A 23,919-nucleotide genomic window follows, 5' to 3' on the forward strand; every position below is an offset into this window, starting at 1 on the left:
CCCGCGCCCGCCGTGCCCCCCGGGGGCACGTGCCCTGCCGCGCCGTACCCGGCCGTCGATCATGCACTTTTCGCCCTGGCAAATAGGGGTAAAAGCCGCGTATCAGCGACCGAAAGTCCAAGATCGGCGCATTTCGTTCGTGCTGAAGAGAGAGAAGATCATGGGATTCGAGCTGCTCGCGGGGACGCGGGCGCCGGTACGGGTGTGGACCGACCCGTACGCGATCGAGCCGCAGGCCGCGCGGCAGCTGCGCAACATCGGGGCGCTGCCGTGGGTGCAGGGCGTCGCGGTGATGCCCGACGTGCATTTCGGCAAGGGCGCCACTGTCGGTTCGGTGATCGCGATGCGGCAGGCGGTGTCGCCGGCCGCGGTCGGCGTGGACATCGGCTGCGGCATGTCGGCGGTGCGGACCTCACTGACCGCCGACGACCTGCCCGACGACCTGGCCGGGCTGCGCCGGGCCGTCGAGGACGCGATCCCGGTCGGCTTCGCCCAGCGCGACGACCCGGTCGACCCGCGCCGGGTACGCGGGCTGGAACAGCGCGGCTGGGACGACTTCTGGCGCCGCTTCGCCGATCTCGACCGGCGGGTGGCGCAGCTGGAGACCCGCGCCCGGCGGCAGTTGGGCACCCTCGGCGGCGGTAACCACTTCATCGAGATCTGCCTGGAGCAGGGCGGCGCCGACGCCGGCCGGGTCTGGCTGATGCTGCACTCCGGGTCGCGCAACATCGGCAAGGAACTGGCCGAACGGCACATGGCGGTGGCCCGCCGGTTGCCGCACAACGCCGGCCTGCCCGACCCGGACCTGGCGGTGTTCCTCTCCGGTACGCCGGAGATGGACGCCTACCGCCGGGACCTCTGGTGGGCGCAGGAGTACGCACGGCGCAACCGGGCGGTGATGCTCGCCGTCCTGATGAACCTGGTGCGGGACCGGTTCCCGCAGGTCGGCTACGACGAGCCGATCAGCTGTCATCACAACTACGTGGCCGAGGAGCACTACGAGGGGGTGGACGTGTTGGTGACCCGTAAGGGCGCGATCCGGGCGGGCCGCGGCGACCTGGGCATCATTCCTGGATCGATGGGCACCGGTTCGTACATCGTGCGCGGCACGGGCAACGAGTGGGGGTACTGCTCGGCCTCGCACGGTGCGGGACGTCGGATGTCGCGGGCTCAGGCCAAGCGGACGTACAGCACCGCGGACCTGGCGGCGCAGACGTCCGGGGTGGAGTGCCGCAAGGACGCCGGGGTGATCGACGAGATCCCCGGCGCGTACAAGGACATCACCGAGGTGATGGCCCGGCAGGACGACCTGGTCGAGGTGGTGGCATACCTCAAGCAGGTGGTCTGCGTGAAGGGTTGACCTGACCCGACCGGCGCCCGTGGGGGGTTGCGGGCGCCGGTCGTACGCCCCGGACCGGCGCGCCGGTCACACGCTGCGCAGCAGCGCGTCCAGCGGGCGCGGCAGGGCGTCCCGGTCGGCCGCCGCCTCGACCAGCAGGCGCGCGTACCGCAGGTTGCGTTGCGAACTGCTGCGCAGGAACCGCCACAGCTGCGCTTCGGCCTTCCGGCCGCGCCAGGCGGGCTGGCTCTGGAACGAACGGAACGACCGCAGATCGCCCTGCGCCTCGAAGAGCGCCTCCACCGCGGCCACGCCGACCGCCCGGATCAGCTCCTCCTCCAGGTCGTCGAGGCAGACGAAGAAGCCGAGCCGCTCCATCTCGGCGCGGGTGCGGGGCGACCCGACCCGCCCCAGCTCCAGCCCGCGCCGGAAGATCTCCTCTTCGCGCAGGTCGCAGAGTCCGGCGAGGCGTACCCGGGTGACCAGCGGCCCTAGTCCGGTGAGGAAGCGCCCGATCGCGTGTGCCCCGCCGATCGGCACGGTCACCACCCGCTCCGCGGCGAGTTCCCGGCCCCGGCCCCGCGCGGCCGTCTCCAGCGCGATCTGGTCGCTGATGCCCTCGACCAGCACCACGGCCTCGGCCGACTCGATCTTCGCCAGGGCATCGGCCGTCGCCCGGAGCGAGCCGGCGTTGCCGCCCAGGGGGCCGTCCACCGTCCCGCGAGCGGCTGCACGACGTTCGGTGACCGCCATCATGATCTCCCGTCCGGTCGGGCCGGTAGCGCGTGTCGCTGCCGCAATCATCCGTCAGGTACGCCGGCGGCCGGTAGGTTGCACAGTCGTGGGCAGCGCCGAGGAGGTTCGCGGGGCCCTGGTGTAGCGGCCGGAGCGGCCCGCGCCCGCGGTGCCCGGCTCGCCCGCCACGCCGGGCTCGCCGCGCTGAACAGGCAACTGTCCTTTATGGTCGCTCCGCGCGCCGGTGCTGTCGCAGGATGTCATAGGCTGCCGTCCGGTGGTGAGCCGGTCGAGGAGATCCATGTCGAGCGCTGTCCGTATTCCGCTGCGTCGGTTCGCGGCACGATGCCAGGCCGTCGTCGGTGCCGACTGGTTCAACCTGGCCAGCTTCGCGGTGGTCATCGTCAACGCGACAGCGCTGGGTCTGGAGACGTACGGGGGCGTGGTCACGGCCGTGGGCAGCGCGCTCCGGGCGGTCGAGTACGTCTGCCTGACGCTGTTCGTGGTCGAACTGCTGATGCGGTTCGGGGCGCACGTGCAGGCCCCGCTCGGGTTCTTCCGCAACCGCTGGAACGTCTTCGATCTGCTCATCGTCGCCGCGCCGCTGCTGCCCGGCGTACGGGAGAACGTGACGCTGCTGCGGCTGCTGCGCCTGGCCCGCATCGTGCGCGCGTTCCGGCTCTTTCCCAGTCTGCGGGTGATCCTGGTCGGTATCCGCCGCAGCCTGCCCGGTCTCGGCAGTTTCCTGCTGGTGACGGCGCTGCTGCTCTACGGGTACGCGATGCTGGGCTGGATGCTGTTCGGCACGTCCTATCCGGCGGAGTACGGCACGGTCGGGCAGGCCATGCTGACGCTGTTCCTGCTGCTGTCGCTCGACGGCATCACCGACACGCTGGAGGCCGGCCGGGAGGTCACCGAGTGGGCGGTGCTGTACTACGTCTCGTACATGGTGGCCGCCTGCTATCTGCTCACCAACCTGCTGGTGGGCCTGGTGCTGACCGCCCTTCAGGAGGCGCATCAGGACGAGCTCGCCGAGGCGCGGCGCGGCACCGGGGCGGCGGGCAACCACGCCGAGGACGAGCCGTCGGTCCGCGAACAGCTGGCCCGGGTTCAGGCGATCATCACCGACATCGAGCGGCGACTGCCCGATTCGGACCTCACCGGCGGGGTGGCAGCCGTCCCGCCACCGGCGCGCGGCGGCGCCGTGTCCGGGGCGGATGTCGGCACCCTGGTGCTTCCTCCGCGCCGGGTGGCCCGGCGAACCGGCACAAAGGCACGCCGCAGGCGACGGTGAGGCCGTGCCCTCGTCGCCTCCACTGTCACGTCAATCGCGGTGTGACTGTCACCTGACGTGTTGGCTGGCGGACAGGGGCGACGGCTGGTTCGGGAAGCGGACGGTGCGCAGCAGGGTGGGCACGACCCAGGGCCGGCGACCGTGAATTCGTACCCCGCCGCTGAGAACGGCCCGAAGCTTGCCGATCCGTCCGAACATCATCAGGTTGAACACCGCCGGATCGACGGTCACCGTGGCGTCGGCGTCGGGCGCCGGATCTTCGACGGTGACCCGGCCCCGGTGCAGCACCAGCGTCACCGCACGGGTGTGCGGGGAACGGATCCGCACCGCGATGCGCCGCTGTCGTGGTGGTTCGTCGTTGTCGAGCAGGCGTCCGTAACTCTCGCGCAGCATGCCGACCACGAACAGGTCGAGAAAGAGCGCCGCCTGGTCGGACGGCAGGTCCCACCGTAGCCGGGCGGCCCGAGCGATGTCCCAACCATGGATCAGGATCTCGTTCAGCAGATGGGCGAGCAGGCCGGCCACCGGGATGCGGGCGCCGCCGAGCCAGGCCACCGGGGTCGCCGGGTCACGTCCGTCGGTGATGGTCAGGATGTGTGCGATGTCGGCGCGCAGCCCGGTGCCGAGCGCGTCGGGTGCCCGTTCGGTGAAGTGCGCCAGGAGCAGGTCGTTGACCTGATAGATGGTCTCCACCGTCAGGGACCGGGCCAGCTCGCCGAAGCCGGGCACCGGGGGTGTCAGCGGCTCGGCCGCGATCAGCGCCCGGTAGAGCCAGGCGATCGATCCGACATGGGCCGCCGTCTGCGCCACCGTCCAGTGGGCGGTCGCCCTGGTGCTGGCGTCGGCGTTCGCGTGCAGCAGGTGGGCGAAGCGGTCGCCGGTGTCGCGCAGGGCGGCGCGAACCGTCGCCCACTGGTGCGGGGTCACCGATGAGCCGGGCACTGTCGACCTCCGTTCAGCGCGGGCCGCACCAGCACGCCGACGAGGAGTCCCGCGCCTGGCAACGGTTGAGAAAAATGTAGCAGCATCGATGGGCGTTCGGCCTGGCCGAAAATGGCGACGGGAATCGAGGAGTTTGACTGTGAATTGTCCTGAGTGTGTGATCAAAAGTGGGCGTGTGCAGTGTTTGGGGTGATTTTGGCTGGTGCGAACCTGTTCGCCAGATCGGCCAGCAGGCGTACCGGTGCTACGGAGAGCGGTGGAGGGTCAATGGAAAGCGGTTGCCGCAGCGGAACCGTCACCTGCCGATTCGATGGTCCGTGCAGCGGTGACCGGAAACGTGCGGTTCCGACGAGGTAGCTGCCCGCGGCGTGGTTGACGAGGGCTTCGGTCGGGGTGGCCGAGGGCGCAATCGCGATAACCTGCGCCTGGTACTCGCCCGGAAAGGGCAGGGTGTCGATGGGCAGAAGGACCTGACCCGTCCCGGAGGTCCAGTTGTGGTGCTGGGTCCGGTCGCCACGGACCGGCCGGCAGTGCACGAAGAGCAGCGTCTGCGGATCACAGTTTTCAGGCCGTACCAGGACCCGGGCCCATTGCTGGGGTCTCAGCACCGACCTGGCCGCGAGCAGCAGGCTGGCGACAGGTCGGTCGGGCAGGGCGCGGGCGACCCGCCGGAAGCGTTCCGGTGGAATTCCGACGAGACGGGTGAACTGGGTGGTAAAGGTGCCGGTGCTGCGGTAGCCGACTTCGGTGCTCACCTCGGCGACGGTCAGCTGTGAGTGGACCAGAAGTCGGCGCGCCTCGGCCATCCTCAGCGCCGCCAGGAATCGCGCCGGCGTAACCGTGGTGATCTCCCGGAAAACCCGATGAAAGTGGAACGGGCTGAAGTGTTCGGTTTGAGCTATGTCGATGAGAGTGAGTGGCTCATGCAGTTGGTCCCGCATTCTTGAGATGGCGCGCACGATGGCTGAAGTGCGCTCACCGGTCACTCGATGTCGGTTCACCTGCTGACTGACCACAACGCCTCCAGGCGACGAGGGGAATGTGAGTGAGTTTGCTATCGCCGCCTTGAAGAACTCTTGAAATACATATAGCTGCGAAGATCAGGAATGCCCGGGTGGGCCGTCGCGCCAGGTAAGCAATTTGAGAGAAGACAGCCGAGCCGGGGGTCCGCAACCATAGCCGGGTAGCCCGCGACCGGTGCAGCCCGCCGGACCGGAGTCCAGGTGATCGTCGCCGGCTACCGATGGCCTGTCGTCTCCGTCCCGTTCACTCGGGACCGCACTGTCTCGACCTGCCCTGGGGGTGAATGATGTCCAGCGCCTGGCGATCAATGCGGAGTCGCCTGTTGACGCCGAGCCGACGCGACACCCTGCTGGCGACGCGGGGATTCCACACCAAGGACCAGTACGCCCGAGAGCTGCTCGAAACCGTCGGCGGCACCTTCGTCACCGGGTTCGGACACGCCACCTACGCCCGCACCCCTCAGGAGGCGGAACACCTGCTCGAGTCGGTCGACCGGCCCTTTCGCGGCTTCGCGTACGAGGGCGCGGCCATGGGACTCGCCATCCTCGACGCCCTGCGTCCGGTCCGGGGGCGTGGCGTCGAGCAACTCCTGGCCGGCCGGGGCGCCGCCCACGTCTACATGGTGCACGTCGGGATCGGCTGGGCACTCGCCCGGCTGCCGCGCTGGATGTGGCGCCGCGTGCTGCCGACCGATCCGCTGCTGGCCTGGCTCGCCCTGGACGGCTACGGCTTCCACCAGGGCTACTTCCACACGCAGCGGTACGTGCTGCGCCAACACCGGGAGCACCTGCGGTGGCCCGGGGACCGGCCACAGCCGTACGCCCACCGCGCCTTCGACCAGGGCATCGGCCGGGTGTTGTGGTTCGTCGAGGGAGCCGACCCGCGCCGGGTCGTCACCCGGATCGAGGGATTCCACCCGGACCGGCGCGCCGACCTGTTCAGCGGCGCCGGACTGGCCGCCACCTACGCCGGGGGCGCGAGCGAGACGGAACTGCACGAGTTGTGGGACCGGGCGGGATCTCACCGTCGAGCCGTCGCCCAGGGCAGCGCGTTCGCCGCCAAGGCGCGGGTACGGGCCGACCTGGTCACGCCGCACACCCACACCGCCACGTCGGTCTTCTGTGGGCTCAGCCCGCAACACGCCGCCGCGATGACCGACGACGCGCTGCGGGACCTGCCCGAGGACGGCGCGCTGCCGGCCTTCGAGCAGTGGCGGCGGCGTATTGCCGAACAGTTCGTTGCGCTGGGGAGGTGCTAGTTGGTGTCCTCGATCACTGGTTGGCTGAATCGCCATCTCGCTGCGGTGGTGGCGCTGCTGCTGCTCGCCGTCATGTTCGCCGTGGTCCGGTTGCCGGAAGCCTCGGCCGACGAGCGGGCCCGCTCCGCCGCCGCCTTCCGGTTCACACCGCTGTCCATCGCCATGCCCGGCGGGTTCGACCAGCAGAGCATCCGTGCGGTCAATCAGGACTACCGGGACATCCGTGCCTGGATCTCCTCAGTCGGCGCGGGCGTCGCCATGACCGACCTCGACGGTGACGGCCGCTCCAACGATCTGTGCCTCGTCGACCCGAGGATCGACCAGGTGGTCGTGGCGCCGGTGCCAGGCGCCGGCGGGGACCGTTACCCGTCGTTCGTCCTCGACCCCGCCCCGCTGCCGATGAATCCGTACATCGCGCCGATGGGTTGCGTACCCGGCGACTTCAACGAGGACGGCCGCACCGACCTGCTGGTGTACTGGTGGGGCCGGACGCCTGTGCTGTTCCTGGCCCGGGGTGGGGCGGCGACGGTCTCCGGGCAGGCGTTCCGCCCCGTCGAGCTGGTCCCGGCAGTGCCGTCGTCGGGACCGTACCGGGGGCCGCAGTGGAACACCAACGCGGTAGCCGTCGCGGACTTCGACGGTGACGGCCACGTCGACATCCTGGTCGCCAACTACTTCCCCGACGGCCCGGTGCTCAACCCGAACGTCAGTGGTGGCGTGGCGATGAACCGTTCCATGTCGAACGCCACAAACGGCGGACAGGATCATGTCTTCCGCTGGCAGGGCGTCACCGGCGGCGACGATCCGGATGTGTCCTACGCCGAGGTGCCGTCAGTGTTCGACAAGGACGTCTCCCGCGGCTGGGCACTGGCCGCCGCCGCCCACGACCTCGACGGCGATCTGCTGCCCGAGCTCTACGTGGCAAACGACTTCGGTCCGGACCGGCTGCTGCACAACCGCTCCACCCCGGGACGGATCGAGTTCGCCGCCGTCACCGGGCCGCGTTCACCGTTCGTGCCCAAGTCGAAGCGGGTGGGCGCCGACTCGTTCAAGGGCATGGGTGTCGACTTCGGTGACCTCGACGGGGACGGGCGGGTGGACATCTACGTCGGGAACATCACCACCTCGTTCGGCATTCAGGAGAGCAACTTCGCCTTCGTCAACACCGCCGCCGACGCCGAGGAGGCACGCCGCCTGCTGACCACAGGTGTCGCGCCGCTGCGTGATCGCAGCGCGCCGCTCGGTCTGGCCTGGAGCGGTTGGAGCTGGGACGTGAAGTTCGGCGACTTCGACAACAGCGGCCGCCCGGAGATCGTGCAGACCGCCGGATTCGTCAAGGGGCTGGTCAACCGGTGGGCGCAGCTGCAGGAGGCGGCCACCGCCAACGACATCCTGCTCGACGATCCGTCCTGGTGGCCGAACGTCCGCGAGGGCGACGACATCGCCGGCAACCAGCACCTGGCCTTCCACGTACGGGCGGCGGACGGCCGGTACGAGGATCTCAGCGGCGAGTTGGGCCTGGCGGTGCCGATCCCGAGTCGCGGCATCGCCACCGGTGACGCCGACGGGGACGGCCGCCTCGACTTCGCCCTCGCCCGGCAGTGGGACGCGCCGGTCTTCTACCAGAACCAGAGCCCGACGCCGGGCGCGTTCCTCGGCCTACGGCTGGTCCATCCGGGCACGACCGGGACCGCCTCCGGCGACGGTCTGCCGGCGGCCGGCTCCCCGGTGGTCGGTGCCCGGGTCACTGTCACCACTCCGGACGGTCGCACGGTGACCGGCCAGGTCGACGGGGGCAGCGGCCACTCCGGCAAGCGGGGCTTCGAGGTGCACCTCGGCCTCGGCGCCGTCACCGGGGCGGTGCAGGTGCGGCTGGACTGGCGCGACCGCACCGGCGCCGTACGCCAGCAGCAGCTCTCGCTGCAACCGGGCTGGCACACCCTCGAACTCGGCTCGCAGGCCCAGGAGGCAAAGCCATGACGAAGACCGCCGTACGTGACCCGCGCGTCATCGCGCTGCGTAACTTCGCCATCTCGATCTCCGTGCTCAACATCGCCGGCTACACCGTCCTCGGCTTCGAGCAGGCGTGGTCCTGGCCCTTCATCGCGGTGGCCACCGGGTACGCGATGGAGATCCTGCTGGAGCAGATCGGGGCCCACCGTGAGGGTCGGGCACCGCGCTTCCGTGGTCGGGGCCTGCGCGGGCTCGTCGAGTTCCTCTACCCGGCCCACATCACCAGCCTCGCCGTCAACATGCTGCTCTACGTCAACGACCGGGTCCTGGTGATGATGTTCGGGGTGATGGCGGCGATCGCCGGCAAGTGGCTGCTGCGCGCCCCGGTCAACGGGCGCATGCGGCACTTCATGAACCCGTCGAACCTGGGGATCGTCGTCGTCCTGCTGCTGTTTCCGTGGGTCAGCATCGCGCCGCCGTACATGTTCACCGAGCACGTCGGCAACCCGGTCGACTGGATCATCCCGCTGGTCATCATCTTCTTCGGCACCATGCTCAACGGGATGCTCACCAAGCGGATGTGGTTGATCGGCGCGTGGCTGCTGGTCTTCGCACTCCAGTCGGTCATCCGTGGCGTGCTGCTGGACATCTCGATACCCGCCGCGCTGTCCACCATGACCGGGGTGGCGTTCGTGCTGTTCAGCAACTACATGTTGCCGGATCCGGGAACCACGCCGGTGCGCCCGCTGTCCCAGATCGCCTTCGGCGGTGGCGCGGCCCTGTTCTACGGCGTGCTGACCGGGATGAGCATCGTGTACGGCCTGTTCTTCGCCACCGTCCTGGTCTGCCTGACCCGGGGGATCTTCCTCTGGTCCGTGGAGATCGTCAGGCGCCGGCAGCAGCAGTCGGCCGAGCCGCCGACCTCGGCCGTCGGCATCGGGGGTCTGACCATCCCGGCGCCGTCGGCCGACCGAGAGGTCGTGCGGGCATGACCGGGATAGCGGTCATCGGGGTCGGCTGCCGATATCCGGACGCCGAGACGCCTGGCGAGCTGTGGGAGAACGTCCTCGCCGGCCGGCGGGCGTTCCGCCGGCTGCCGGACGAACGCACCAACCTCGACGACTACTGGGCAGCCGACCCGGCGGCACCCGATCGCTTCTACGTCCGCAACGCGGCAGTTATCCGGGGATACGAGTTCGACCGGGTACGGTTCAAGATCGCCGGCAGTACGTACCGGTCGACCGACCTGACCCACTGGCTGGCCCTGGACGTCGCCGCGCAGGCGCTCGCTGACGCCGGTTTCCCCGACGGCGTCGGACTGCCGGTGGAGCGTACGTCGGTGGTGGTCGGCAACACCCTCACCGGCGAGTTCACCCGCGCCAACGTGATGCGGCTGCGGTGGCCGTACGTGCGCCGCACGCTCGCGCAGGCGCTGCGGGACCAGGGCTGGGACCACGACCGGACAGCCGACTTCCTGGTCGGCTACGAGCAGCAGTACAAGAGCCCCTTCCCCCGCGGGGACGAGGACACCCTCGCCGGCGCCCTCTCCAACACCATCGCCGGCCGCATCTGCAACCACTTCGACCTGCGTGGCGGCGGCTTCACCGTCGACGCGGCCTGCTCCTCCTCGCTGCTCTCGGTGGCCACGGCCTGCACCGCACTCGCCAACGGGGACGTCGACGTCGCCATCGCCGGCGGGGTGGACCTCTCCATCGATCCCTTCGAGCTGGTGGGCTTCGCGCGTACCGGTGCCCTCGCGCGCGGCGAGATGCGGGTCTACGACCGCCACTCCAACGGGTTCTGGCCGGGTGAGGGCTGCGGCATGGTCGTCCTGATGCGGGAGCCGGAGGCCCGCGCAGCCGGGCACCGCGTCTACGCCACCGTGGCCGGCTGGGGCGTCTCCTCCGACGGCCGGGGCGGCATCACCCGACCCGAGCAGGACGGCTACCAGCTCGCGTTGCGCCGGGCGTACCAGCGGGCCGGGTTCGGGGTGGAGACGGTGGCCATGTTCGAGGGCCACGGCACCGGCACCCAGGTCGGCGACGCGACCGAGCTCCGGGCGTTGTCGGCGGCGCGGCGAGCCGCCGACCCGACGGCGCCGCCCGCCGCGATCAGCTCCATCAAGGCCCTCATCGGGCACACCAAGGCAGCCGCCGGTGTCGCCGGTCTGATCAAAGCCGTGCTCGCCGTACACCACCAGGTGATTCCGCCGAGTGCCGGCTGTGCCGACCCGCACCCCGAACTCACCGGTGACCGACCGGCGTTGCGCGTGCTGCCCACGGCGGAACCGTGGCCGGCGGCGTTCCCGGTCCACGCCGGGGTGACGGCAATGGGCTTCGGCGGCATCAACACCCACCTCGCGGTGACGGCGGCGACGCCACGCCGGTCCACCGGGTTCGACCCGGCGACCCGCTCCCTGGCCGGCTCGGCGCAGGACGTGGAGGTGCTGCTCGTCGACGCGGGCGGGGTGGCCGAACTGCGGGAGCGCATCGTCGAACTGGCCGCCGTGGTCCACCGGTTGTCGTACGCGGAGCTGGCCGACCTGGCCGCGTCGCTCCAGGCGCGACTGCGGGACCGACCGTACCGCGCGGCAGTGGTGACCGCGGCGCCCGAGGCCGCCGGTGACCAGCTCCGCACCCTGCTGGCGGTGCTCGACGAGGGCCGGACCGACGCGTGCGACCTCGACCGGGGGGTGTTCGTCGGCCACGCGCGCCGGCCGGCCCGCATCGGCTATCTGTTCCCGGGACAGGGCGTCGGGCGGGGTGTCGGCGGCGGTGCGCTGCGGCGCCGGTTCGCCGTCGCCGACGAGGTGTACCGCTGGGCCGGGCTGCCCGATGCGGGCGACGTCACGTCGACCGCACTGGCCCAACCCCGGATCGTGACCGGCACACTCGCCGGTCTGCGCGTGTTGGCGGCGCTCGGGCTGCCGGCGACGGTAGCCGTCGGACACAGCCTCGGTGAGCTGGCCGGGCTCTGCTGGGCCGGCGCGATCAACGAGCAGGAACTGCTGCGGCTGGCCGGTGTGCGCGGCACGGTGATGGCCGCGCACAGCAGACCGGGCACCATGGCCGGCATCGCCGCCGGACCCGAGACCGTCGGCGCACTCCTCGTCGGCGAACCGGTGGTGATCGCCGGGTACAACGGCCCCACCCAGACGGTGGTCGCCGGACCGGTCGAGGCGGTGCTGCGGGTCTGCGACAAGGCCACGGCCGCGGGGCTGAACTGGGCCCGCCTGCCCGTCTCGCACGCCTTCCACTCGCCCCTGGTGGCCCCGGCCGCGGCGGAGTTCCGCGCGCGCCTGGCGGAGCAGGAGTTCGCGCCGCTGTCCCGACGCGTGATCTCCACAGTGACCGGCGCGGCGCTGCCACCCGACGTGGACCTGCGGGACCTGCTGCATCGGCAGATCACCGAGCCGGTCCGGTTCGGACCCGCGGTCACCTCGGCCGCGGCCGAGGTCGATCTCTTCGTCGAGGTCGGGCCGGGCCGGATCCTGAGCCGGATGGTCCGGGAGTTCAGCGAGGTGCCCGCGGTCGCCATCGACACCGACGGCGACTCGTTGGTCGGTCTGCTCACCGCCGCGGCGGCCGGGTACGTCCGGGGCGCGGCGATCGACCACCGCGCGCTCTTCGCGGGCCGCTTGACCCGACCACTCGACCTCGACAACGGTCTCGTCTTCTTCGCCAACCCCTGCGAACTGCCGGCCGGCAGCCCGCGCCCGCCGAGCATCGGCGGGACCTCGACCGCCCCGACCGGCCCCGCCGCCGAAGACCTGGCCGCCGCCGACCGGGCTGCCCAGGTGGCCCTCGCCGCCGGGGCCGAGGAGCTGGCGGTCGCCGCCGGGGGCGCCCTCGACCTGCTGCGCCGCCTCGCCGCCGAGCGGGCCGAGCTGCCCGCGGAGACGCTGCGCGACGACAGCCGGCTGCTGGAGGACCTGCACCTCAGTTCCATCACCGTCGGTCAGTTGGTCAACCAGGCGGGCCGGCAGATGGGGTTGGGCGCCACCCAGGCGCCGACCAACTTCGCCACCGCCACCCTGCGGGAACTCGCCGAGGCGCTCGACGAGCTGGCCCAGACCGCCAGCGGTGACGGCACGGCCGGCACCGTCGCGGCGGGTGTCGCGCCCTGGGTACGGCCCTACCGCGTCGAGTGGGAGGCCGTCCCGGGACCGGCGCGCGGGGCAGGCGAGGCGGACGGCACCTGGCAGGTCTTCGCCCCGACCGGACATCCGCTCGCCGCGACGCTGGGAGCCGCCCTGCGCACCGGCGGCCTCGGCAGCGGCGTCCTGCTCTGCCTGCCGGAGCGGTGCGACCCCACCGATCGGGAACTCGCGTTGCGGGCGACCCAGGCGGCGGTACGGCAGCCGTCAGGCGGGCGATTCGTCGTGGTGCAGCCGGCTGTCGGCGCCACGGCCATGGCCAAGACCGCCCGCCTCGAAGCTCCCCACCTGCGTACGACGGTGGTGACCCTCGCGCTGGAGCCGGCGGCGGTCGACCGGGTGTTGACCGAGGTCGCCACCACCACCGGGTTCGCCGAGATCAGCTACGACGCGCAGGGGGTCCGGCGGCGGCCCGTCCTGCGGCTGCTGCCCGAGGGCGGGCCGAGCCGGCCGCTGCCCCTCGATCCGGGCGACGTGTTGCTGGTGACCGGCGGCGGCAAGGGCATCACCGCGGAGTGCGCCCTCGCGCTGGCCGTCGAGACGGGTGCCCGGCTGGCGGTCCTCGGCCGCTCGGACCCGGCGGTGGACGCCGAACTCGCCGCCAACCTGACCCGGATGGCCGAGGCCGGGGCGACGGTACGGTACCTGCGCGCCGACGTCACCGACGCCGCCGCGGTCCGCGCCGCGGTCAACCGGATCCGGGTCGACCTCGGCGAGGTCACCGGGGTGCTGCACGGCGCCGGGCACAACCAGCCCGCGGCGCTGGTGAACCTCGACGCCGAGGCGCTGCGGGCCGCGTACACGCCGAAGGTGGAGGGCCTGCGGTCGGTGCTGGCGGCCGTCGATCCGGCCGGGCTGCGTCTGCTGGTGACCTTCGGCAGCATCATCGGCCGGGCGGGTCTGCACGGCGAGGCGCACTACGCCACCGCCAACGAGTGGCTGGCCGAGCTGACCGCCGAGTTCGGCCGGGCCCACCCCGGGTGCCGGACGCTCTGTGTGGAGTGGTCCGTCTGGTCGGGAGTGGGCATGGGGGAGCGGCTCTCCGTGGTGGAGCGGCTGCTGCACAGTGGCGTCACCCCGATTCCACCCGACCAGGGGCTGGCCATGCTGCGCCAGCTGCTTACCACCGCCGACACGCCGCCGGTGGTAGTGGTGGCGGGCCGCACCGAGGGGCTGGACACGCTCCGCCTCGACCGGCCGGAGCTGCCGTTGCTCCGGTTCGTCGAACGGGTGCTGGTCCACTACCCCGGCGTGGAGCTGGTGACCGAGGCGGACCTGACCCCGGCGAAGGACCCGTACCTGGAGGACCACCGGCTCGACGGCAACCTGTTGTTCCCGGCGGTGCTCGGCCTGGAGGCGATGGTGCAGGTCGCGGCGGCGGTACGGGGCGACGTGGGAACGCCGGTCCTCGACGGCGTGGAGTTCGCCCGCCCGATAGTCGTGCCGCAGGCCGGATCGACAACGGTCCGGGTCGCGGCGCTGGCCCGGGACGGAGCCGTCGAGGTGGCGATCCGCAGTGCCGAGACCGACTTCCTCGTCGACCACTTCCGCGCCACCGTGCGGTTCCGCCCCGTCGACGACGGGCCCGACGACACCGACCTGTCGCCCACCGTGCTGTCCGAGGTCACGCTCGACCCGGAACGGCAGCTCTACGGAGACGTCCTGTTCCAGGGGCGACGTTTCCAGCGGCTGTCGAGGTACCGCCGAATCGCCGCCCGGCAGGCCGAAGCGGACGTGGTGACAGGCGACAACCACGCCTGGTTCGGCATGTTCCTGCCGCAGCAGTTGCTGCTCGGCGACCCGGGCGCCCGCGACGCGTTCATGCACGGGATCCAGGTCTGCGTACCCGACGCGACGCTGCTGCCGGCCGGGGTCGAACGGATCGAGCCGGCCGGACCCAAACTCTCGGTGACCGAGCAGGTGACAGTCGTCGCGCGGGAACGCCACCACGAGGGCAACACCTACGTCTACGACCTGGCCGTGCGCGACGGCTCCGGCACCGTCATCGAGCGGTGGACCGGACTGCGGCTGCACGCGGTACGCCGCCGCGCCGCCGCCGGACCGTGGGCCCCGCCGCTGCTCGGTCCGCTGCTCCAGCGTCGGGCCGAGGAGTTGCTGGGTGCGGAGTTCGCCGTCGCCGTCGAGGCGCTGGACACGCCCACGCCGCCCGGTGCCACGGCGATCACGCTGTCGCGGGCCCTGGATCGGCAGGTGTCGGTGCGGCACCGTCCGGACGGTCGTCCGGAGGTGGACGCGGTCGACGCGGTCTCGGCGGCCCACTTCGGGCGGTACACCCTCGGCGTGGCCGGCAGCGGAACACTCGGCTGTGACCTGGAGGGGGTGCGCGACTGGTCGCCGCAGGAGTGGCGGCGACTGCTCGGTGGGCACGCGGCGCTGCCCGAACTGATCAGCCGGGAGACCGGTGAGCCGGCGCCGGTCGCGGCGACCCGGGTCTGGTGTGCCGTCGAGTGTCTCCAGAAGGCCGGCGCGCCACCCGGAACGGGACTGGTGCTGCGCGGTGTGCCCGCACCCGGCTGGGTCGTGCTGGCCGCCGGCCCGCTGCACGTCGTCACGCTGGTCACCGCGCTGGACGGGACGGACACACCGACGGTGGCGGCGATTCTCGGTCGACGAAGGGACTGACTGACGTGCAGCGCTACTACGAGTACCGGCATGTGGTCGCATTCGAGGAGACCAACCTCGTGGGCAACGTCTACTACGTCAACTACCTGCGCTGGCAGGGACGCTGTCGGGAGATGTTCCTGCGCGAGCTGGCACCGCAGGTGATCGAGGACCTGCGCGCCGACCTGAAGCTGTTCACCGTCCAGGTCGACTGCGAGTACTTCGCCGAACTGGAGGCATTCGACGAGATATCCGTACGGATGCGGCTGGTGGACCTCGGGCAGACCCAGATCGAGTTCGCCTTCGACTATCTGCTGCTCGACCCGGCGGGGGAGCGGTTGGTCGCCCGGGGACGGCAGCGGGTGGCCTGCATGCGGGGGCCGAACGGGCGGACCACCCCGACCCGGGTGCCGGCACCGTTGGCGCAGGCGCTGCGACCGTACGCCGCACCGGCCCTGGTGAGCAGCGATGTCTGACGACGCGGGCGGCCGGTCGGCGTACCCGGACGGGGTCGGTGTCCTACCGCCGCAGCCCCTCGCCGTGCCCCCCGACGGCCGGCAGCGGCCGCTGCGCGAAGCCCTGGGCAGCTTCGCGACCGGGGTGACAGTGGTGACCGTGGCCCGGCCCCAACTGCACGGGATGACCGCCAACTCGTTCACCTCGGTGTCCCTCGATCCGCCGCTGGTCCTGGTCTGCGTCAACCGTGACGCGGTCATGCACGGCAGTGTCGTCGCCGCCGGATCGTTCGCCCTCTCCGTGCTCGCCGCCGAACAGGCGCAGACGGCGCGTCACTTCGCCGACCGGGCCCGGCCGCACGGGGCGGCGCAGTTCGCCGAGGTGCGTTGGCGCCCCGGCGGGTGCACCGGAGCGCCGCTCATCGAAGGGGCGCTGGCCTGGTTCGAGTGCGAACTGTGGCGCACCTACGACGGCGGCGACCATTCGATCTTTCTGGGGCGGCTGCTGTCGGCCCGGTCCCGGGCCGCGGAGGCGCTCGTCTTCTTCTCCGGCCGGTTCTGCCGGCTCGCCCGTCCCGGTTAGCGGGCCCGCCGTGGTGCCCGCCACTTCTGCTCATCCCCTGTCGGAGGTAGCTCATGGTGAAGCAAGAGAGTCCGGTCCTGCCGCGTGGCGTGATCGCCACCCTCAACGGCACCTACCACCGCGCGGCACTCAACGTGTTCCTGCTGATCGTGCTCGCCCACTGGGCCGAGCACATCGTCCAAGCCGTGCAGATCTGGGGCCTCGGCTGGCCGCGTCCGCAGGCGCGCGGTGTGCTCGGCATGCCGTTTCCCGTGCTTGTCGAGCAGGAGTGGCTGCACTACGGATACGCGCTGATCATGCTGGTCGGTCTCTGGATCCTGCGGCACGGGTTCACCGGCCGGGCCCGTACCTGGTGGCTGGTGGCGATCGGGGTCCAGGTCTGGCACCACTTCGAACACCTGCTGCTGCTCATCCAGGCGCTCACCGGCACCACCCTGGCCGGGCGGGCCGCGCCGACGAGCCTGCTGCAACTCGTGTTGCCCCGGGTGGAACTGCACCTGTTCTACAACGCGGTGGTCTTCCTGCCGATGCTGGTGGCGATGTACTACCACCTGCGGCCCGACCCGCGGGAGCGGGCGCAGATGTCGTGCAGCTGCCTGCGCCCGGTCGCCCTCTCCCGCCGCTGAGATGACAGCCGTACCAGCGACCACGCGACCCGATCGGCCCCGTCGCCTGGCCGGCACGCTGGCGGTGCTGGTGCTCGCCGTCTCCGTGCCGCTGTTGGCGCTGCTCGCGGCGCGGATGCCGGTCCGGCTGGTCACCGTGGCACCCGTCGACGGCGCGCTGCTCCAGGCCCCGCCGCGGGCCCTCAGCCTCACCTTCAGCGCGGCACCCGACCCCGGGCAGACGCACGTCTCGGTGCGTACCCCGTCGGGGGTGACCGCGAACGGTCCGCCGCGGGTCGACGGCCGGACCGTGACGTTGCCCGTCGACGTCACCGCCGCCGGTCGCTACCTGGCCGGCTACCACGTCGGGTTCGACAACGGACGGACGCTCACCGGCCTGGTGAGTTTCACGGTGGCCGGTACACCGGCGTCCACGCCGCAGGACCGCCCGGCAGCGGACCCGGCGGCGGCCGGGTCCGCCGGCCCGGCCGCCGCCACTGACCTGGCCGCCGCCGCCAACGCTGACTCGGCCGACCCGGCCGCTGGTGGGCACGGGCACGGACACGGCCGGGTGGACCCGGTCACCCTGATCGTCCTCGGCGTCGACCTGGCCGTCCTGGTGGGCCTGCTGGCGGTGCACGTGCGCCGACGGCGGTCCGCGCCGGGATGACCCTCGGCCCACGGTGCGGCGGACGTCGTCCGTGCGCCGCCACCGTGGGGTCCAGTTTTCCGTCGTCCTGTGCTACTCCTTGTTAAAGGATGCTGCGCCCCGGTGTCCGATGGAGGAGCAGGCATGCGAACACGGCCCGAGCGACGGACCTACGACCAACAATGTGGCCTGGCCTTCGCGCTCGATCTCGTCGGTGAGCGGTGGACACTCCTGATCGTGCGGGAGTTCCTGCTGGGCCCGCGCCGCTATCGCGAACTCCTGGAGGCGCTGCCGGGCATCGGCACCAATCTGCTCGCGGACCGGCTGGCCGCGCTGACCGCGGCGGGCATCCTTCGGCCCGTCGACGAGGGCCGGCGCACCGGTGGGTACGAGCTGACGGAGCGCGGCGAGCGGCTGCGTGAGCCGGTGCTGGCGATGGCCCGGTTCGGCCTGGCCCTGCTCGCCGAGCAACGGGGGCCGCGTGCCTCGGTGGTCCGCGCCTCGTGGGCGGTGCTCGCCGTCGAGGCCATGGTGGATCCGGTGCGAGCCCTCGCCGAGGAGAGCTACGAGTTTCAGATCGACGCGGAGGTCTTCCACGTCAGCGTCGAGGGCGGCGGCGCGGTACGCACCAGGCTGGGCCCGGCCGAGGCGCCGGCGCTGCGCGTGATGACCGATGCCCGGACCTTCTTCGACGTCGGCAGCGGTCTGCTGGATCCGGTGGAGGCGCTGCTGACCGGTGTGGTACGGGTGGACGGTGCCGCCACGGCGGTCCGGCGCTGCATGATCCTGCTCGGACTGCTCGGCAACGAGCAGCACGGCGAGCCGGTGTCGGCCCGGCCCGAGGGGTGAGATTCGTCCGGCCCGTCGGGCCGGACGCGTGGCAGGTACACCCGGTCGACGGTGATTTATCGCCCGACGGACTGCGTTAGGTCACTGACTCTTCACGTAAGGTGGCGGCTACCTTTCGCTACGCTGATGTCGGTTCGACTCTGCGTGAGGGAACCCCGGGGGGAACCGGTGCAGATTGCCGATGCCGTGTTGCGTATCCAGATCCTCGGCCCGTTCCGGGCGTCGGCCTGCCAGGCGGAGCTGCCGTTGGGCCCGCGCAAGCAGTGCACGTTGCTGGCGTTGCTGGCGTTGCGCGCGGGTGAACGGGTCACGGTGGAGGAACTCGCCGAGGCGCTCTGGGGGGAGAACCTGCCGGCCAGTGCGAACGCGCTGGTGCACACGTACGTCGCGCGGCTGCGGCGGGTGCTGGAGCCGGACGCGCCGCGCCACCGGCGCAACAACGTCATCAGCTCGGCCCGGGGTGGATACCGGCTCAACGTGCGCGACGAACAACTCGATCTCCAGGCGTTCCGGACGCTGACCCGGCAGGCGTTGGCGCTGATCAGCCTCCGGCAGTGGGAAGCCGGCTGGCAGGTGTTCGACCGGGCGATGCGGGCCTGGTCGGATCCGTTCCTGAAGGACCTGACCGCGCTGTTGCCCGATCATCCGGCGATCGAGCTGTTACGGCGCGAACTCGTCGGTGCCGCTCTGGAGTACGTGCGGCTCGGCCTCGAACACGGTCGGGCCTGCCTGGTGCTGCCCATCGCCGAACGGCTGGCGCTGGTGGAACCCTTCAACGAGGTGGTGCAGGCCCACTGCCTCCAGGCACTCACCCGCACCGGACAGCGGACTGCGGCGCTGGCCCGATACACCGAGGTCCAGGCCCGCCTGCGGACGGAGCTGAACGTCGAGCCGGGTCCGCAACTCGCGGCCGCCCGGGCGGAGGCCATCGAGGCGCGGGCCGAACAGTGGTCCGATGACGTGCCGGCGGGATCGTCGCGTCCACCGTGGCGCGGCCCGGGTTCCGTGGTGGACGACCTGGTCGGCCGCGAGGAGGACTTGACCAGGCTCTGCGGCCTGCTGCGCCGTCACCGGTTGGTGACGCTGACCGGGCCGGTCGGCGCCGGCAAGACCGCGCTGGCGCTCGCTCTGGCCGAGGCGGTCCGCGGTGGTTACGGCGGTGGCGTCTGGGTCGTCGAGCTGTCGGGGACCGCGAGTTTGCGCGGGGTGGTGGACGCCGTCGCCGCGGTGCTCGGTGGGACGGGGCCATCGCGCCACGTGCCGGCGGGGTCGATGTCGGACGCCGCCGGCCAGCCGCAGCTGCTGCTGGTGCTGGACAACGCCGAGCTGGTGATCGACGAGACCGCCGAGTTCGTCAACGAGCTGTTGCGCAGCTCGTCGGGGATCCGGGTGGTCGTGACCTCCCGGGAGATCCTCGGCCTGGCGTACGAGGCGGTGCACCAGGTCCGCCCGCTGGCGGTGGGGGAGCAGGACCGCGGAAACCCTCGGCGGCTGATGGAGTCGCCTGCCGTGCGGCTGTTCGCCCGTCGGGCGGTGCAGTTGAGCCCGACCTTCCAGCTCTCCGAGAGCAACGCCCTGCTGGTCGCGGCGATCTGCCGCCGGGTCGACGGGCTGCCCCTGGCCATCGAACTGGCCGCCGCGTGCCTGCGGACCGACCCGTTGCGGTTGCTGCTCAACAGGTTGCGGGATCCGCTGTACGCGCTGCGCTCGACCTGGCGTGGCGGCCCCCGCCACCACGGTTCGCTCTATGCCGCCGCGCATCGCAGCATGGAGCTGCTCGACGAGGCCGAACGGCGTTGCTTCGCGAGCCTCGGGCTGGTCGACGGTGAGTTCTGCGTCGAGATGGCGCGGGAGGCCAGGCGGATGCTGCCGGGCGACGACGACGTGCCGTTGCTGCTGAACCGGCTGGTGGACAAGTCCCTGCTGGAGGTGTGCAGCAACCCGCTCGGCCGGCGTTACCGGATGCTGCGCGTGTCCCGGGCGCTCGCCCGGGACACGCTCAACCGGCTCGGCCATCCACCGCGCCCCTCGGCGGCGGGACACTGCATCCCGGGCTGTTGACCGACCTGGCTGCGCGCGTCGCGCAAACGGCGAGGCCCACCTCGTCTTCTTCCAGACTGCCCAACCGCCTCGTCCCGCCCGCCACGCGCGGCGATTTGCTTGACCTTCATATAGCAAACTCCCTAACCTGACGTTGTTCAGTACGGCGGTGGTCGATCTCCCCGGGCCGGGCGATCACCCGCGCGCCGACATCGACGGGCAGACCGGCCTTCTGGAGCGATTTCATGGCTGTCGATAGACCGACGTTCACCGGCGGTACGAACATCGCGCTGAAGATCCCCAAGTTCCGCTTCGAGGCGACCGTCGCGTTCTACCGGGACACGTTGAAGCTCCCCTACCTGGGCGAGTTCCGGGGCGCGCAGCGGTTCCAGTTCGGCCCGGTGCGGCTCTGGCTCGACCAGGTCGACAACTACAGCCAGACGGACGTGTGGCTCGAAGTCAACACGGACGACCCGGACGCCGCAGCGGCGTACCTCGCCGAGTCGGGTGTTCCGGTGCGGGACGAGATCGAGGCGGTCGAGTTCATGACCGCGCACTGGATCTCCGATCCCGCGGGAGTCGTCCACCTCGTGTCCCGATCGGACGAGTAGGTCCACCGGCCGCCACCCGGTGGGAGGAGAGCGTCAGATGAATCCCGCAGAACTCATCGCAGGTGTCGCCGCCACGAAGCGACGCGGCCTGCCCGCACAGGAGTCGATGGTGGCGCTCTCCTCGGTCCTCACCGAGTTCGTCACCGACCCGGCCAACCGACAGGTCGTGCTGCCGCGCAGCACCCGGGGTCTGTACACCCGGATGCTGCTCAACGCGCCCGACGACGACTTCCAGATCGTGGTGGTGTCGTGGAGCCCGCACAGCGCGAGCCCGATCCACGACCACAGTGGCACGATCGGCGCGGTCGCGGCCCTGACCGGTACGACCATCGAGCGCAAGCACCGGATCGTGCAGTCCGGCGGCGGAGTCGTCCGGCTCCAGCAGCGCGACGTGCTCCGGCTCAGCGGCCGTACGGTCACCCCGATCCTGCCCGAAGAGGACTTCCAACTGCACGACATGGCCAACACCACCGACGAATGGGCGGCCACGGTGCACGTCTACCTCACCCCGGTCAACGACTTCTTCATCTACGAGCCCCGGCCCGACGGGACGTACCGGATGCAGCCCCGACGGCTCTGGTTCGACCTTCAGGACGCCCGGCACCTGTGGGACAAGGGACCGACGCGGCATGTGGCATGACACCCGCCTCGGTCATCGCGGACCACGCGAGCACACCCTGACCCGCGTCGTGCGGGCCGACCAGCACCGCGCGGTGCGTCGGGTCGTCGACACCCTCCGGGCCGACCTGGGCACGCCGCGATCCCTGTCGGAGATGGCGGAGATCGCCAACCTCAGCAGCGCCTACTTCAACCAGGTCTTCGGTGCCATCGTCGGCATCCCGCCGAGCCGCTACCTCACCGCGCTGCGGCTGGAGGCCGCCAAGCGGCTGCTCGTCGAGTCGGACCTGCGGGTGACCGACATCTGCTTCCAGGTGGGCTACAACAGCCTCGGCACCTTCACCTCCCGCTTCACCCAGCTGGTAGGGATGTCGCCGTACCAGTTCCGGGTCCTGTCCCGCGCCCCCGAGTGGCCCAGCCTGCCGCAACTGGTCAGCCGGACCGGGCGGTCCTTCCCGCCGGTCTACCGCTCCCACAAGCAGATCGCGGTGGGTGCCATCAGGTGGTCACCGGTCGGCGCGCTGGACTCCGAACTGGACACCACCCATGACGTCGAGCCACGCCCGATCTTCGTGGGTCTCTACCGCCAGGCCATACCCCAGGGCGAACCGGTGGCACACACCATCGCCCTCGGCTCGTCGACGTACACCCTGCCGATGGTGCCGGACGGCCGGTACCACGTCTTCGCGGTGTCGTTCCGGTGGTCGACGGTGCCGCGGGCGAACGCGCTGCTCGACGCGGCCAGCGGTGACGTCCTGGTGGCGTCCGGCGATCGGCCGCTGCGGGTCGTCGGCGCCCGGTTCCGCAACCACGTCGATCTCGTGATGAGGCCCGTCCAACCCACCGATCCACCCTTGCTGACCGCGGTGCCGCACCTGCTCGTGCGGTCGAAGGCCCCCCACCCACTCCTGCGGAGGAGCGCATCATGACCGAGGCCACCCCCACACCGACCGCCAGCGACGTCGACCAACTCCTGCCCGGACTGCCCGTGGCCAAGGCAGACCAGTACACCATCTCGATCCTCACCGCCGACTCCTCGGACAAGGCGCTGCGCGAGGTCCAGGCGCTGATGACCTCGGTGCTACGGGTCCAGGGGGTGTCCCACCTGCCCGCCGTGCACCGCGTGGTGGACACCTCGTTCCTCACCACGGCACACGGCCCCACCGGGCTGGAATCCGGTGACCTGCTCGTCGTGGACCAGGCCACCGGCCGGATCAACCTGCTGCGGGACGGGGCCAGCCGGCCGTACCTGGACGTGTCGAGCTGGTGCAGCGCCCACCTGTGGGACACCGCGACCAGCTCCGACCGCAGCCGGCTGTACATCTCCCTCAGTGGCATGCGGGGGCCGACGGCCAACCACGTCGGCATCGCCGGCAGCAGCGCGGTCCTCGAGATCGACACGCGTACCGGCAGGTTGAGTCGGGCGTTCACGGCCTTCGACCCGGTCAGCGGCGTGCCGTACGTCGACCGCATGCTGGACCTGGCCGGTCTCGTCGTCACCCCGGACGACCAGCGGGTGCTCGCCTGCGACTTCAACAACTGGCAGGGCAACGGCCGGGTGATCGCGATCGACCTGGACAGCGGCGACGTGTCGGTGCTCACCGACGGCCTCGACCAGCCGTCCACCCTGACCGTCGACGGTCCGGACCACGTCCTGGTCGCCAACACCCGCCAGCCGCACGGCAAGGCCGGCGGCGGGGAGATCGTCCGGGTGAACGTGCACACCGGAGAAAAGGAGGTGCTGGCCAACATCGCCGGGGTGGACGCGTCCCTGATCGGTGTGGTGCGGCTGCCGGACGGATCGTTCGTGGCGACCATGAGCGAGGGCACGCAGGAGAAATGCGTTCTCGTCCGGGTCGCTGCCGACGGCAGCGACCACCGCGTCATTTTCCACCCCAAGCCCGGCTTCCTCGGCTCCGGAATCTCCTCGGACGGAAATTCCGTCTGGGTCGCCGAGACGCTGCGTCGACGCGTCTATCAACTCGACTTCGACGGCAATGTCGAACGGCACATCCAGGTCTACGACGAGGTCGACGAGAACGACCTGGAGTTCATGTTCCGCGGATTCGACACGATCGAGAGCGTCAAGGTCGTCCCCTGACTCCGAAATATCGAAGAAGTAATCGCATTTGATCGGCGGCATCCTGAGAACGTCAGGCGAAAACGCACTGACAAAGCATCGGGAAC

Annotated in this window: 19 protein-coding genes; 16 read left to right on the plus strand and 3 right to left on the minus strand. The window is 71.1% G+C overall.

From position 1 onward, the window contains the following. Positions 1 to 160 precede the first annotated feature (160 nt). On the plus strand, positions 161 to 1,360 hold the full coding sequence (locus C1I93_RS09850; RefSeq protein ID WP_111242938.1) for an RtcB family protein: 1,200 nt from the start codon (positions 161 to 163) through the stop codon (positions 1,358 to 1,360). Between the two features lie 66 nt (positions 1,361 to 1,426). Here the strand turns inward: C1I93_RS09850 and C1I93_RS31480 are convergent, their stop codons facing one another. Then, positions 1,427 to 2,092 carry a TOPRIM nucleotidyl transferase/hydrolase domain-containing protein gene (locus C1I93_RS31480; protein ID WP_223256221.1) on the minus strand — a complete coding sequence of 222 codons (666 nt, stop codon included), beginning with the start codon at positions 2,090 to 2,092 and terminating at the stop codon, positions 1,427 to 1,429. Between the two features lie 283 nt (positions 2,093 to 2,375). Between C1I93_RS31480 and C1I93_RS09860 the strand changes: the two genes are divergently transcribed. Next, the gene (locus C1I93_RS09860) at positions 2,376 to 3,368 is read left to right on the plus strand and encodes an ion transporter (RefSeq protein ID WP_111242939.1); all 993 of its coding nucleotides are present in this window, start codon (positions 2,376 to 2,378) and stop codon (positions 3,366 to 3,368) included. Between the two features lie 48 nt (positions 3,369 to 3,416). Here C1I93_RS09860 and C1I93_RS09865 read toward each other — a convergent pair whose 3' ends face one another. Continuing rightward, complete coding sequence (locus C1I93_RS09865; RefSeq protein WP_212808469.1) at positions 3,417 to 4,310, minus strand: maleylpyruvate isomerase N-terminal domain-containing protein; 894 nt, start codon at positions 4,308 to 4,310, stop codon at positions 3,417 to 3,419. Positions 4,311 to 4,471: 161 nt separating this feature from the next. Then, positions 4,472 to 5,296 (minus strand): helix-turn-helix domain-containing protein, encoded by an 825-nt coding sequence (locus C1I93_RS09870; protein WP_146603474.1) that lies wholly within the window; start codon positions 5,294 to 5,296, stop codon positions 4,472 to 4,474. 323 nt (positions 5,297 to 5,619) lie between these two features. Between C1I93_RS09870 and C1I93_RS09875 the strand changes: the two genes are divergently transcribed. The 14 genes from C1I93_RS09875 (at position 5,620) to C1I93_RS09940 (ending at position 23,833) form a co-directional block, all read left to right on the plus strand. Next, positions 5,620 to 6,591, plus strand: a complete 972-nt coding sequence (locus C1I93_RS09875) for a DUF1702 family protein (protein WP_111242958.1) — start codon at positions 5,620 to 5,622, stop codon at positions 6,589 to 6,591. 3 nt (positions 6,592 to 6,594) lie between these two features. After that, complete coding sequence (locus C1I93_RS09880; protein ID WP_111242959.1) at positions 6,595 to 8,571, plus strand: CRTAC1 family protein; 1,977 nt, start codon at positions 6,595 to 6,597, stop codon at positions 8,569 to 8,571. Continuing rightward, positions 8,568 to 9,536, plus strand: coding sequence for an enediyne biosynthesis protein (locus tag C1I93_RS09885; protein WP_111242942.1), 969 nt, complete (start codon positions 8,568 to 8,570; stop codon positions 9,534 to 9,536). The genes C1I93_RS09880 and C1I93_RS09885 overlap by 4 nt, the downstream gene beginning before the upstream one ends. Further along, a complete protein-coding gene (locus C1I93_RS09890; RefSeq protein ID WP_111242943.1) occupies positions 9,533 to 15,343 on the plus strand; it encodes a type I polyketide synthase in 5,811 nt (1,936 codons plus the stop codon). The genes C1I93_RS09885 and C1I93_RS09890 overlap by 4 nt, the downstream gene beginning before the upstream one ends. A gap of 5 nt (positions 15,344 to 15,348) precedes the next feature. Further along, positions 15,349 to 15,798: an acyl-CoA thioesterase gene (locus tag C1I93_RS09895; protein WP_111242944.1), complete on the plus strand. Its 450-nt coding sequence runs from the start codon at positions 15,349 to 15,351 to the stop codon at positions 15,796 to 15,798. Then, positions 15,791 to 16,360 (plus strand): flavin reductase family protein, encoded by a 570-nt coding sequence (locus tag C1I93_RS09900; protein ID WP_111242945.1) that lies wholly within the window; start codon positions 15,791 to 15,793, stop codon positions 16,358 to 16,360. The genes C1I93_RS09895 and C1I93_RS09900 overlap by 8 nt, the downstream gene beginning before the upstream one ends. Before the next feature lie 53 nt (positions 16,361 to 16,413). Continuing rightward, positions 16,414 to 16,986: a hypothetical protein gene (locus C1I93_RS09905; protein ID WP_111242946.1), complete on the plus strand. Its 573-nt coding sequence runs from the start codon at positions 16,414 to 16,416 to the stop codon at positions 16,984 to 16,986. A gap of 1 nt (position 16,987) precedes the next feature. Then, positions 16,988 to 17,635: a copper resistance CopC family protein gene (locus tag C1I93_RS31485; RefSeq protein WP_181445096.1), complete on the plus strand. Its 648-nt coding sequence runs from the start codon at positions 16,988 to 16,990 to the stop codon at positions 17,633 to 17,635. A 123-nt stretch (positions 17,636 to 17,758) separates the two neighbouring features. Continuing rightward, on the plus strand, positions 17,759 to 18,463 hold the full coding sequence (locus tag C1I93_RS09915; RefSeq protein ID WP_111242947.1) for a winged helix-turn-helix transcriptional regulator: 705 nt from the start codon (positions 17,759 to 17,761) through the stop codon (positions 18,461 to 18,463). Positions 18,464 to 18,631: 168 nt separating this feature from the next. Further along, positions 18,632 to 20,524 (plus strand): AfsR/SARP family transcriptional regulator, encoded by a 1,893-nt coding sequence (locus tag C1I93_RS09920; RefSeq protein ID WP_181445097.1) that lies wholly within the window; start codon positions 18,632 to 18,634, stop codon positions 20,522 to 20,524. Between the two features lie 224 nt (positions 20,525 to 20,748). Beyond that, entirely contained in the window at positions 20,749 to 21,114 is a 366-nt protein-coding gene (locus C1I93_RS09925; RefSeq protein WP_111242949.1) for a VOC family protein, read from the plus strand. Between the two features lie 37 nt (positions 21,115 to 21,151). After that, complete coding sequence (locus C1I93_RS09930) at positions 21,152 to 21,754, plus strand: cysteine dioxygenase (RefSeq protein WP_111242950.1); 603 nt, start codon at positions 21,152 to 21,154, stop codon at positions 21,752 to 21,754. After that, positions 21,744 to 22,661, plus strand: a complete 918-nt coding sequence (locus tag C1I93_RS09935; RefSeq protein ID WP_111242951.1) for a helix-turn-helix transcriptional regulator — start codon at positions 21,744 to 21,746, stop codon at positions 22,659 to 22,661. Before C1I93_RS09930 ends, C1I93_RS09935 begins: the two co-directional genes overlap by 11 nt. Continuing rightward, positions 22,658 to 23,833: an SMP-30/gluconolactonase/LRE family protein gene (locus tag C1I93_RS09940; RefSeq protein ID WP_111242952.1), complete on the plus strand. Its 1,176-nt coding sequence runs from the start codon at positions 22,658 to 22,660 to the stop codon at positions 23,831 to 23,833. Before C1I93_RS09935 ends, C1I93_RS09940 begins: the two co-directional genes overlap by 4 nt. Positions 23,834 to 23,919 lie beyond the last annotated feature (86 nt).

Source organism: Micromonospora endophytica, from assembly GCF_003236305.1.
Lineage (GTDB): Bacteria > Actinomycetota > Actinomycetes > Mycobacteriales > Micromonosporaceae > Micromonospora > Micromonospora endophytica.

Bases quoted from the DNA above. Each gene is read 5' to 3' on its own strand.
- C1I93_RS09850 (WP_111242938.1), top strand. From the start codon at position 161: ATGGGATTCGAGCTGCTCGCGGGGACGCGGGCGCCGGTACGGGTGTGG.
- C1I93_RS31480 (WP_223256221.1), bottom strand. From the start codon at position 2,092: ATGGCGGTCACCGAACGTCGTGCAGCCGCTCGCGGGACGGTGGACGGC.
- C1I93_RS09860 (WP_111242939.1), top strand. From the start codon at position 2,376: ATGTCGAGCGCTGTCCGTATTCCGCTGCGTCGGTTCGCGGCACGATGC.
- C1I93_RS09875 (WP_111242958.1), top strand. From the start codon at position 5,620: ATGTCCAGCGCCTGGCGATCAATGCGGAGTCGCCTGTTGACGCCGAGC.
- C1I93_RS09885 (WP_111242942.1), top strand. From the start codon at position 8,568: ATGACGAAGACCGCCGTACGTGACCCGCGCGTCATCGCGCTGCGTAAC.
- C1I93_RS09890 (WP_111242943.1), top strand. From the start codon at position 9,533: ATGACCGGGATAGCGGTCATCGGGGTCGGCTGCCGATATCCGGACGCC.
- C1I93_RS09900 (WP_111242945.1), top strand. From the start codon at position 15,791: ATGTCTGACGACGCGGGCGGCCGGTCGGCGTACCCGGACGGGGTCGGT.
- C1I93_RS09905 (WP_111242946.1), top strand. From the start codon at position 16,414: ATGGTGAAGCAAGAGAGTCCGGTCCTGCCGCGTGGCGTGATCGCCACC.
- C1I93_RS31485 (WP_181445096.1), top strand. From the start codon at position 16,988: ATGACAGCCGTACCAGCGACCACGCGACCCGATCGGCCCCGTCGCCTG.
- C1I93_RS09915 (WP_111242947.1), top strand. From the start codon at position 17,759: ATGCGAACACGGCCCGAGCGACGGACCTACGACCAACAATGTGGCCTG.
- C1I93_RS09925 (WP_111242949.1), top strand. From the start codon at position 20,749: ATGGCTGTCGATAGACCGACGTTCACCGGCGGTACGAACATCGCGCTG.
- C1I93_RS09930 (WP_111242950.1), top strand. From the start codon at position 21,152: ATGAATCCCGCAGAACTCATCGCAGGTGTCGCCGCCACGAAGCGACGC.
- C1I93_RS09935 (WP_111242951.1), top strand. From the start codon at position 21,744: ATGTGGCATGACACCCGCCTCGGTCATCGCGGACCACGCGAGCACACC.
- C1I93_RS09940 (WP_111242952.1), top strand. From the start codon at position 22,658: ATGACCGAGGCCACCCCCACACCGACCGCCAGCGACGTCGACCAACTC.